This window comes from Nocardioides sp. J9, assembly GCF_007829375.1.
GTDB lineage: Bacteria > Actinomycetota > Actinomycetes > Propionibacteriales > Nocardioidaceae > Nocardioides.
In genome coordinates, this window is sequence record NZ_VLJQ01000071.1 from 22925 (window position 1) to 34145 (window position 11221).

Annotated in this window: 8 protein-coding genes and 1 pseudogene; 5 read left to right on the forward strand and 4 right to left on the reverse strand. The window is 72.0% G+C overall.

The genetic code is table 11. The features are described from left to right. The 4 genes from L615_RS11110 to L615_RS11125 form a co-directional block, all read right to left on the reverse strand. A complete protein-coding gene (locus L615_RS11110; RefSeq protein WP_145725109.1) occupies window positions 1-882 on the reverse strand; it encodes a 2-hydroxy-3-oxopropionate reductase in 882 nt (293 codons plus the stop codon). A 25-nt stretch (window positions 883-907) separates the two neighbouring features. Then, a complete protein-coding gene (locus L615_RS11115; RefSeq protein WP_145725110.1) occupies window positions 908-1729 on the reverse strand; it encodes a hydroxypyruvate isomerase family protein in 822 nt (273 codons plus the stop codon). Window positions 1730-1931: 202 nt separating this feature from the next. Beyond that, complete coding sequence (locus L615_RS11120; protein WP_145725111.1) at window positions 1932-3467, reverse strand: NCS1 family nucleobase:cation symporter-1; 1536 nt, start codon at window positions 3465-3467, stop codon at window positions 1932-1934. An 83-nt stretch (window positions 3468-3550) separates the two neighbouring features. Then, window positions 3551-4276: an aspartate/glutamate racemase family protein gene (locus tag L615_RS11125; RefSeq protein ID WP_145725112.1), complete on the reverse strand. Its 726-nt coding sequence runs from the start codon at window positions 4274-4276 to the stop codon at window positions 3551-3553. 170 nt (window positions 4277-4446) lie between these two features. Between L615_RS11125 and L615_RS24210 the strand changes: the two are divergent. The 5 genes and pseudogenes from L615_RS24210 to L615_RS11150 form a co-directional block, all read left to right on the forward strand. Next, window positions 4447-4794: pseudogene (locus L615_RS24210) on the forward strand (PucR family transcriptional regulator ligand-binding domain-containing protein); the annotation flags it as partial. A 551-nt stretch (window positions 4795-5345) separates the two neighbouring features. Next, window positions 5346-5969, forward strand: coding sequence for a CdaR family transcriptional regulator (locus L615_RS11135; protein WP_261376643.1), 624 nt, complete (start codon window positions 5346-5348; stop codon window positions 5967-5969). A 161-nt stretch (window positions 5970-6130) separates the two neighbouring features. Then, window positions 6131-8080: a 2-oxo-4-hydroxy-4-carboxy-5-ureidoimidazoline decarboxylase gene (uraD, locus tag L615_RS11140; protein WP_145725114.1), complete on the forward strand. Its 1950-nt coding sequence runs from the start codon at window positions 6131-6133 to the stop codon at window positions 8078-8080. Continuing rightward, a complete protein-coding gene (locus tag L615_RS11145) occupies window positions 8077-9609 on the forward strand; it encodes a xanthine dehydrogenase small subunit (protein ID WP_036518450.1) in 1533 nt (510 codons plus the stop codon). The genes uraD and L615_RS11145 overlap by 4 nt, the downstream gene beginning before the upstream one ends. Further along, window positions 9606-11221 (forward strand): xanthine dehydrogenase molybdopterin binding subunit (locus L615_RS11150; RefSeq protein ID WP_261376644.1); only part of this gene is annotated, 1616 nt, incomplete at its 3' end. The genes L615_RS11145 and L615_RS11150, both read left to right, overlap by 4 nt.

An 11221-nucleotide genomic window follows, 5' to 3' on the forward strand; every position in this document is an offset into this window, starting at 1 on the left:
TCAGTTCTCCTGTCCGCTCAGGCGCTCCACGCCGCGCAGCAGGCCGGAGTGGTCCAGCCCGCCGTCACCGTTGGCCTTCGCGCTCGCCATCAGCTGCGCGACCAGCGCACCCAGCGGCGCGACGACGCCCGCCTCGCGGGCGGCCGCGGTGACGATGCCGAGGTCCTTGTGGTGCAGCTCGATGCGGAAGCCGGGCTGGAAGGAGCGCGTCAGCATGTTCTCCTTCTTCTGGTTCAGCACCGCCGAGCCGGCCAGGCCGCCACCGAGCACCTCCAGCGCGGCCTTGGTGTCGACGCCGTACGCCTCGAGGAAGACGACGGCCTCGGCCAGCGCCTGGATGTTCGCGGCGACGATGAGCTGGTTGGCGGCCTTGACCGTCTGGCCGGCACCGCTGGGGCCGACGTGGACGACGGTCTTGCCGACCACGTCGAAGACCTCGCGTGCTGCTTCGAAGTCGTCGGCGGAGCCGCCGACCATGATCGACAGCGCCGCGTTGCGCGCGCCCGCCTCACCACCGGAGACGGGGGCGTCGAGGAGGCGGAAGCCCTTGTCCTGCGCCTGCTCGGCGAGGGCGGCGGTGACATCGGGCCGGATGCTGGAGAAGTCGATGACCAGGGTGCCGGGCGCGGCGTTCTCGAAGACACCGCCCTCACCGGCCAGCACGGCCTCGACGTCGGGCGAGTCCGGGACCATCACGCAGACGACCTCGGCGCCCTGCACGGCGTCGGCGATCGAGTCCGCGGCGCGGCCGCCCGCCTCGACGAGGGGCCGGGTCTTCTCGGGGCTGCGGTTGTAGCCCGCCACGGCGTGGCCGGCGCTGGCCAGGTGGACGGCCATCGGGCTGCCCATGATGCCGAGGCCGATGAAGGCGATGTTCGTCATGGTGTCTCTCCTCTGGGGACGGGGGTCAGTGGGTGGCGGCCGCGGCGGAGCGACGCTCGCGCGGGAGCCAGCCGAAGCTGTCGGCGGAGGTGGTGGCCGGCTTGTACTCGAGGCCGACCCAGCCGCGGTAGCCCGCGGCCTCGAGGGCCGTGAGCTGGCGCTCGAGCGGCAGGTCGCCGGTGCCGGGCTCGTTGCGGCCGGGGGCGTCGGCGATCTGGACGTGCGCGACGCGGGCCGCGTGCTGGGCGATGACGGCATCGACGTCGTCGCCGTTGACCGCGAGGTGGTAGAGGTCGGCCAGCAGGCCGATGTTGGCCTCCCCCGCCCGGTCGACCACGGCGAGCGCGTCGGCGGCGGTGAGCAGCGGGTAGCGGTCCGCGCCGCTGACCGGCTCGACGAGCACGGTGCCGCCGATGCGGGCGGCGGCGCGGGCGGCCAGGGCGAGGTTCTCGGCACCGAGCTCGTCCTGCTCCTCGGCGGCCACGCCGTCGACGCGGTTGCCGTAGAGGGCGTTGAAGGCGGTGCAGTCGAGCTGCTCGCCGATGCCGACGGTCACGTCGATGTTGTCGCGGAACTCGGCCGATCGGGCCGGCCAGGAGACCAGGCCCCGGTCGCCGCCGGGCATGTCGCCGGCGAAGAAGTTGAGGCCGACGAGCTGGACATCGGCGTCGCGCACCGCAGCGACGAAGGCGTCGACGTCCTTGTCCGCGGGCACGGCCTCGGCGAACGGCCACCAGAACTCGACGGCGTCGAAGCCGGCCGCCTTGACCGCCGCCGGCCGCTCGAGGAGGGGCAGCTCGGTGAACAGGATCGAGCAGTTCACCTCGTACCGGAGCTGGTGCGTCATTTCGAGTCCTTCCGTAATGCGGAATCAGTTTTCTGTTATTCGGAATGCTACGGACGTGACCGTGGTCACGTCAAGCCCCCGCCGCGAATCCGGCCGGAGCCGGAAACCCGCGTGGGGCAAGGAAAAACCCCGCCCCCGGCACGGGCGTACCGGCGGGGGCGGGGCGCAGGTGGGACGACGGCCGGTGGGACGGCCGGCGCCGTCAGACCACTGCGGTGGGGACCGGCTGGTCCTCGTCGCGGCACCGCGAGGTGGCCGCGACCTCCATCGCCTGGGCGATGAAGTAGTAGGCGACGAAGCCGACACCGCAGCCGATGAACCAGCTGTAGTTGCTCATCCAGTCGATCGGCGAGGAGCCGTCACCGAGCATCGCCCACAACCTCGGCACGATCACCGACCCGAGCGAGAAGAAGCCGGCGATGAGCAGGGCGTGCACGGCCGCCATGTTGGTGCCCTTCTGGTACCAGTAGGCGCCGTCCTCCTCCATGGTGAACAGCTCGTCGACCTCGATCCGCTGGCTGCGGATCATGTAGTAGTCGGAGATGAGGATGCCGAACAGCGGGCCGATCAGGGCGCCGAGGATGCCGAGGGTCCAGAAGATCGCCTCGTCGTTGTTGTACCAGTTCCAGGGCGTGAGCAGCACCGAGCCGACCGCGGCGATCATGCCGCCGGCGCGCCAGCTGATCCGCTGCGGGTCGACGTGGGAGAAGTCGAACGCGGGGCTGATGAAGTTGGCGACGATGTTGATGCCGATGGTGGCGATCACGAAGGTCGCGCCGCCCAGCACGATGGCGAAGGTGCTGTCGAGCTTCTCGACGGTCTCGATCGGGTCGGTGATCAGCTCGCCGTACAGCGGCACGGTGGCGGCCGCGGTGAGCACGGTCAGCAGCGAGAAGACGATGAAGTTGATCGGCAGGCCGAGGAAGTTGCCGCGCTTGACCGCCTTGAACGACCGGGCGTAGCGGGAGAAGTCGCCGAAGTTCAGCATCGGGCCGGAGAAGTACGACACGACGGCGGCCACGGCACCGCACATGGCCCAGACCAGGGTCCAGCCGCCGAGCTGGTGCTCGGAGAGGTTCAGGTCGATCTTGAAGTCGACCTTGAAGAGCATGTAGAGGCACATCACGAGCATCACGACGTAGACCGCCGGGCCGGCGAAGTCGACGAACCTGCGGATCATCTCCATGCCGCGCCAGAACAGCAGTGCCTGCAGGACCCAGAGGATCGCGTAGCTGATGTAGCCCAGGGCCGAGAGGCCGAGGAACTCGTGCTGGGTCAGCGGCACGGCGAAGTCGGGCCACAGCTTGAGGAAGACGATGTTCAGCGACTGCGCGGCGAGGAAGGTCTGGACGCCGTACCAGGCGACGGCGATGAGGCCGCGGATGATCGCCGGGATGTTCGCACCGAGGACGCCGAAGGACGCCCGGGAGGTGACCGGGTAGGGGACCCCGGCGATCTGGCTGGGCTTCGCGACCAGGTTGCAGAAGAACTGGACGATGACGATGCCGACGATCAGGCAGACGAACACCTGCCAGGCAGTGAGGCCGATCGCGAACAGGGCGCCCATGGTGACGTAGCCACCGACGCTGTGCACGTCCGACATCCAGAACGCGAAGATGTTGTAGGAGCTCCAGGTCTGCTTCTTGAGCGGAGCGAGGTCCTCGTTGGTGAGGCGCGGGTGGTAGTCCCGCTTGATGACACTTTCGCCGGCCGGGTGGTCGGTGGCGTCGTTGATCATGGACGGATCTCCTCGGTGGGTGGCGGTGGCAGGAGGAAGCTGGGGGGATCTGGGGCGATCTGGGGGGATCTGGGGGTTCTGGCTCAGGGCTGGAGCGGCCAGCCGGTCAGGCGCTTGGGGCGCGGGGGCGCGTACGTGCGGACCTTGCTGGTGCTCAGGCCCAGGGCGACGAGGCTCTCGGCGAGCTGGACGGCGGCGGCGACGCCGTCGACCACCGGCACACCGGTGGCGGCGTGGACCGCCTCGTCGAGGCCGGCCATGCCGCCGCAGCCCAGGCAGATGACCTCGGCCTTGTCGTCCTGGACGGCGCGCTGGGCCTCGGCGACGATCACCTTCACGGCACGCTCGGGGTCCTCCTCGAGCTCGAGGACGGACAGGCCGCTGGACCGCACGGACGCGCACCGGCGGTCGAGGCCGGCGAGCAGGAGCCGGTCCTCGATGAGCGGGACCGCGCGGTCGAGGGTGGTGACAACGGAGTAGCGGTGGCCGAGCAGCGAGGCCACGTGGCCGGCCGCCTCGGTGATGTCGACGACCGGCACCTCGAGGAGCTCCTGGAGGCCCTCGCGGCCGTGCTCGCCGAAGCCGGCCTGGACGACGGCGTCGAACGGTCCGTCGTACGCGACGACCTCGTTCATCACCGCCAGGGCGGCGAAGTAGCTCTCGAAGTTGCCCTCGCACGACTCGGCACCCACCCGGGGCGTGAGGGCGACGACCTCGGTGCCCGGTCGCGCTGCCGCCCGGGCGGAGGCCGCGATCGCGTCCGTCATCGAGGCGGTGGTGTTGACGTTGACCACGAGGATCGTCGGCATCGGGTGCCCCTCTCGGTCCCGCGGAATTGCGGAGACTTCTCGGAAAGTTTTCGTATCGTGGAAGTCTGTTTCCGAAGCGTAGAAGTGTGGTCGCGGTCACACAGATGTGTCAAGAGACCTGACGCCAGGGCGGGTCGGCGTTGTACCTTCCTCCAAGAAGGGGGGCGACGATGCTGCTCTCGGAGCTGCTGGCGACACCGGGCCTCGGGCTCCGGCTGCTGCACGCACCGCCCGGCTCGCTCGAGCGGCCGGTCGGTCGCACCATCACCATCGACCTGCTCGAGCCGGGCCGCTTCCTGACCGGCGGCGAGCTGGTGCTCACCGGCCTGGTGTGGCGGCGCACGCCGGAGGACAGCGAGACCTTCGTGACCTCGATCGCGTCCCGGGGGGCGGCCAGCCTCCTCGCCGGTGCCGCCCAGCTGGGCTCGGTCCCCGACGACCTCGTCGAGGCCTGCCGGCGCCACGAGCTCGCCCTGGTCGAGGTGCCGGTGGACGTGCCCTTCGCCGACATCACCGAGCACGTGGCCGCCGCCGGAGCCGCGGGGGTCGGCGCCCGGTTGTCCGCGAGCCTGGTGCGCCAGCGACAGCTGCTGTCCGCCGTCGCCGAGGGCCGCAGCCTCGACGAGCTCGCCGCGCGGGTGTCCGCCGAGGTCGGCCACGCCTGCCGCGTGCTGACCGCGAGCGGGCGCCACGTCGTGCCCGGACCGGGCGAGCTCGACCCGGACACCGTCGACCTGCTCACCCGCGCCTTCCTCACCGCCGACGTGGTGCCCGCGGTCGCCGAGGCCGGCGGCACGTCGTACTCCCTGCTCGCGGTCGGCTCGGGCCTCGCCGACCGGCTGACCGGGTGGGCGCTGGTCGTCGCGGGCGACCACCGTGCCTGGCCCCAGGACGTGCTCGACGCCATCCACGAGCTGGGCGCGATCGTCGCGCTCGACCGGTCCCGCCGCGAGGAGGGGCTGCGGGTGCTGCGGCCGCCGAGACGCTGGGGCAGGTCGAGGCCGGCGCGACGCCCGCGGGGATCGGCGCGCGACTGCGCCAGTCCGGGCTGGACCCGGACCGCCCGCTCGTGGTCGCGGTGGCCGAGCTCACCGGCGGCCTCCCCGAGGTGGCCGCGGTTGCGCTGGAGGACGTCGCGCAGGCCGTCGGACCGTCGGTCGTGGCGTCCTCGGCGGACGGCGGGGTCGTCGCGTTCCTGCCGGCCGGGCCCGGTCTGACCGACCAGCTGCGCCGCTCCCTGACCCGCCTCGCGCCGGGCCTCCCCCGCGGGTCGCTCTCGATCGGGTTGAGCGGCGAGAGCAGCATCGACGCCCTGGCCGGCGCGCTCGAGGAGGCCCGTTTCGCGCACCGGGTCGCCCGCTCCGGCGGCGGCGCGGTCGCCCTGGTGTCGTCGGAGGAGGTGACCTCCCACGTGCTGCTGCTCGCGACGGTCCCCGACGACGTACGACGCACCTACGCGCACCGCGTGCTGGGGCAGGTCATCGAGCACGACGAGCGCGGCAGCGGCGACCTGCTGCCGACGCTCGCGGAGTTCCTCGCCTGCTCCGGGTCGTGGACGCGCACGGCAGAGTCGCTCCACCTGCACGTCAACACCGTGCGCTACCGGATCGCGCGGGTCGAGGAGCTGACCGGGCGCGACCTGGGCACCCTCGAGGACCGGGTCGACGTGTTCCTCGCCCTCAAGTCTCTCTGACCGCACCCCCGCGCTGGAGGATCGCACAAGGCGCCCTGCGCAGATGAGGTCATCTTCGGAGGATCGGCGGGTGCCCCGAGAAACCTCACCGGGACGATCCTTGTGTGTCGTGGGTCACAGCAGAGGGCCCGCGACGACGCCCCCGAGAAAGGTGTGAGGCGATGAAGGCACTCCAGAGGTCGAACCGGTCGGAGAAGCGGGCTCGCGCAGCCGGCGTCCACCCCGTCGACGAGGTCCTCCCCGCAGGCAAGCTCGCGGTCTACGGCATGCAGCACGTGCTGGCGTTCTACGCCGGCGCGGTGATCGTGCCGATCCTGCTGGCGAACGCGATCGGGCTCAGCACCGACCAGCTGATCCACCTCATCAACGCCGACCTCTTCACGTGCGGCATCGCCTCGATCATCCAGTCGGTCGGCTTCTGGAAGGTCGGCGTCCGGCTCCCGCTGCTGCAGGGCGTCACGTTCACCGCCGTGTCGCCGATGATCGCGATCGGCCTGGCCGCCGGCGGCGGCACCGACGGCCTGCTGGTGATCTACGGCGCGGTCATCGTCGCCGGGCTCGCGACCTTCTTCATCGCCCCCTTCTTCAGCCGGCTGATCCGCTTCTTCCCGCCGGTGGTCACCGGCTCGGTGATCACGATCATCGGCCTCGCGCTGCTGCCGGTCGCCGCGGCCGACGCGACCGGCGGCGCCGGCCCGACGTCGGACCCGACCAGCGGCCGCAACCTGGCCTACGCACTGGGCACGCTGGCGCTGATCGTCGCGATCCAGCGGTTCTTCAAGGGCTTCATGGCCACGGTCGCCGTCCTCGTCGGCCTGGTCGTCGGCACGCTGGTCGCCTGGGCGCTCGGTGACGCGCACTTCGACTCCGTGAACGAGGCCGGCTGGGTCGGCGTCACCACGCCCTTCCACTTCGGCTGGCCGCAGTTCTCCTTCGCCGCGATCGTCTCGATGATCGTCGTCATGCTCATCACCGCCGTCGAGACCACCGGCGACGTGTTCGCCACCGGTGAGATCGTCGAGAAGCGCGTCGACCGCGAGGACATCGCCCGCGCGCTGCGCGCCGACGGCCTGGCCACCACCCTCGGCGGCACGCTGAACTCGTTCCCCTACACCTGCTTCGCCGAGAACGTCGGGCTGGTGCGGCTGACCCAGGTGAAGAGCCGCTGGGTCGTCGCCTCCGCCGGCGCGATCATGATCCTGCTGGGCCTGCTGCCGAAGGCCGGCGCGATCGTCGCCGGCATCCCCCACCCGGTCCTGGGCGGCGCCGCGCTCGCCATGTTCGCCACCGTCGCCGTCGTCGGCTTCCAGACGCTGACCAAGGTCGACTTCCACGACCACCGCAACGTCGTCATCGTCGCCACCAGCGTCGGGCTCGCCATGTACGTCACCGCGCAGCCCCAGGTCGCGCAGGCCGTCCCGGACTGGGCCGAGATCATCTTCGGCAGCGGCATCACCCTGGGCAGCCTGACCGCGATCCTGCTCAACATCCTCTTCCACCACGTCGGCAAGGACTTCGGCCCGGCCGTCGCCGGGATGCCGGGCGACTCGGTGCGCCTCGACCAGGTGAACCAGATGAGCCGCACCGAGTTCGTCGACACCTTCGCCGGCCTCTTCCAGGGCCCGCGGTGGATGGTCGAGCGGGCCTGGCAGCAGCGCCCCTTCGCCGACACCCACGCCCTGCGCCGCGCCTTCCAGGACGCCCTGTTCGGCGGTTCCGCCGAGGAGCAGCGCCAGCTGATCGAGTCCTACCCCGACCTGGGCTCCCGCCTCGTGGCCGACGGCATCATCGGCGAGGAGTCGCTGCGCGACCAGTCCTCCCGCGGCCTGACCCACCTGGCCGAGCCGGACCAGGAGGCGCTGACCGCGCTCACCGACGCCTACCGCGAGCGCTTCGGCTTCCCGCTGGTGATCTCGGTGCGCGACACCCCCTCGCTCGACCGGATCCTCGCCGAGGGCGCCTCCCGGCTGGGAAACTGTGAGCGGCAGGAGCACGCCGCCGCCCTGATCGAGATCGCCAAGATCGCCGGTCACCGCTTCGACGACTTCCTCCGCGAGGCCAACCCCATCCACAGCGCACGCACCCGCACCCCCTGGAGCAGCCAGCGATGAGCAGCACTCCGACCATCACCGTCAACGGCGACGAGGTGCCCCTGGCCGGCATCGCCGCCCACACCACGACGCTGGACTGGCTGCGCGAGCGCGGCCTGACCGGCGCCAAGGAGGGTTGCGCCGAGGGCGAGTGCGGCGCCTGCTCCGTCCTCGTGGCCCGACCCGGCACCGACGCCCCGACCGAGTGGACCGCGGTGAACGCGTGCCTCGTCCCGGTCGCCGCGCTCGACGGCCAGGAGCTGGTCACCAGCGAGGGGCTCGGCACCAGCAGCGACCTGCACCCGGTGCAGCAGGAGATCGCCGTCCGCGGCGGTTCGCAGTGCGGCTTCTGCACCCCCGGCTTCGTGTGCAGCCTGGCCGCGGAGTTCTACCGCCCCGGCCGCACCGGCGACGCCACGCCGGCCGGCACTGGCGATGGCACTGGCGACGGCACCGTGAACGGCACGAGCCGCGGCACCGACGTCGCGCCGTGCGACCACGAGCACGGCCCGAACGGGGTCGACCTGCACGCGCTGAGCGGGAACCTGTGCCGCTGCACCGGCTACCGCCCGATCCGCGACGCCGCCTTCGCGCTCGGCGCCCCCGAGGCCGACGACGCGTTCGCCGCGCGGCAGGCCGAGCCACCGCCAGCGCCGCGCCCGACCCGGGTCGCGGTCGACGGTGCGGAGTTCGTCCGCCCGCAGTCGCTCGCCGAGGCGCTGGACCTGCTCGTCGCGCGTCCCGACGCCCAGGTCGTCGCCGGGTCGACCGACTGGGGCGTCGAGGTCAACATCCGCGGCCGTCGTGCGCCCTACGTCGTCGCGGTGGACCGCCTGCCCGAGCTGCGCGAGCTGTCGTACGGCGACGACGTGGTCGAGATCGGCGCCGCGCTCACGCTCACCGAGATCGAGCGCCGGCTCGCCGGCCGGGTGCCGCTGCTCGCCGAGGTGTTCCCGCAGTTCGCGTCGCGGCTGATCCGCAACAGCGCGACCATCGGCGGCAACATCGGCACCGGCTCGCCGATCGGCGACACCCCGCCGGCGCTGCTGGCCCTGGACGCCGAGGTCGTGCTGGCCTCGCCGCGCGGCGAGCGGGTCGTCCCGCTCGCGGACTACTTCACCGGGTACCGCCAGAGCGTGCGCAGCGACGACGAGCTGATCAAGGCGGTCCGCCTGCCGCTGCCGCTCGCCCCGCTCGTGGGCTTCCACAAGATCGCCAAGCGCCGCTTCGACGACATCTCCAGCGTCGCGGTCGGCTACGCGCTCGAGGTCGCCGACGGCGTCGTCGCCCGCGCGCGGATCGGGCTGGGCGGCGTGGCCGCCACGCCGCTGCGGGCCGTCGCCACCGAGGACGCCCTCGTCGGCCGGCCCTGGACCGAGGAGACCGTGCGCCGCGCGGCCGCCGTGCTCGCCGGGGAGGGGACGCCGATGGACGACCACCGCGCCAGCGCGTCGTACCGCTCGGCGATGCTCGGCCAGTCGCTGCTGCGCCTGTTCCACACCCACGGACCGGCCGACGGACCGGCCCCCCTGCAGGAGGTTTCGGCATGAGCGCACTGTCCGAGCGTCCCGAGAACCCGATCGTCGGGATCCCGCTCCCCCACGAGAGCGCCGCGCTGCACGTGACCGGCGAGGCGCTCTACACCGACGACCTCGTCGTGCGCACCGCCGGTGCGCTGCACGCGTGGCCGGTCCAGGCACCGCACACGCACGCCCTGGTGACGTCGCTGCGCCCCGAGCCGGCGTACGACGTGCCCGGGGTCGTGCGGGTGCTGACGGCTGCCGACGTGCCCGGCGTCAACGACGCCGGCATCAAGCACGACGAGCCCCTCTTCCCCACCGAGGTGATGTTCCACGGCCACGCGGTGTGCTGGGTGCTCGGCGAGACGCTGGAGGCCGCCCGGCTCGGCGCGGAGGCGGTCGAGGTCGAGTACGAGCCGCTGCCGGCGCTGGTGACCGTGCAGGAGGCGATCGCCGCGGAGAGCTTCCAGGGCGCCCGCCCGCACCTGGAGCGCGGTGACGTCGACGGTGCGCTGGACGACGCGGCGCACGTGTTCGAGGGCGAGTTCGAGTTCGCCGGCCAGGAGCACTTCTACCTGGAGACCCACGCGTCGCTGGCGCTGGTCGACGAGGGCGGGCAGGTGCTGGTGCACAGCAGCACGCAGCACCCGTCGGAGACCCAGGAGATCGTCGCGCACGTGCTGGGCCTGCCCAGCCACGCGGTCACCGTGCAGTGCCTGCGGATGGGCGGGGCGTTCGGCGGCAAGGAGATGCAGCCGCACGGCTACGCCGCGATCGCCGCGCTCGGCGCCACGCTGACCGGCCGCCCGGTGCGGCTGCGCCTCAACCGCACGCAGGACATCACCATGTCCGGCAAGCGGCACGGCTTCCACAGCACGTGGCGGGTCGGCTTCGACGACGAGGGCCACGTCGTCGGGCTGGAGGCGACGCTCACCGCCGACGGCGGCTGGAGCCTCGACCTGTCCGAGCCGGTGCTCGCCCGCGCGCTGTGCCACATCGACAACGCCTACTGGGTGCCGAACGTCCGGGTGGACGGGCGGATCGCGCGCACCAACAAGACGTCGCAGACGGCGTTCCGCGGCTTCGGCGGCCCGCAGGGCATGCTGGTGATGGAGGACATCCTCGGCCGGTGTGCGCCGCGCCTGGGCATCGACCCGGTCGAGCTGCGGCGGCGCAACTTCTACAAGTCGCACCACACCACGCCGTACGGCCAGCCGGTGCGGCACGCCGACCGCCTGCAGGCCTGCTGGGACCAGGTCGCCGAGTCCGGCGAGGTCGCCCGCCGCCGCGAGGAGGTCGCGGAGTTCAACCGCCGCCACCCGCACACCAAGCGCGGGCTGGCGATGACGCCGGTGAAGTTCGGCATCTCGTTCAACCTCACCGCCTTCAACCAGGCCGGCGCGCTGGTGCACGTCTACAAGGACGGCTCGGTGCTGATCAACCACGGCGGCACCGAGATGGGCCAGGGCCTGCACACCAAGATGCTGCAGGTCGCCGCGACCACGCTGGGGGTCCCGCTGGAGCGGGTGCGGCTGGCACCGACGCGCACCGACAAGGTGCCGAACACCTCCGCCACCGCGGCCAGCTCCGGTGCCGACCTCAACGGCGCGGCGATCAAGAACGCCTGCGAGCAGATCCGCGA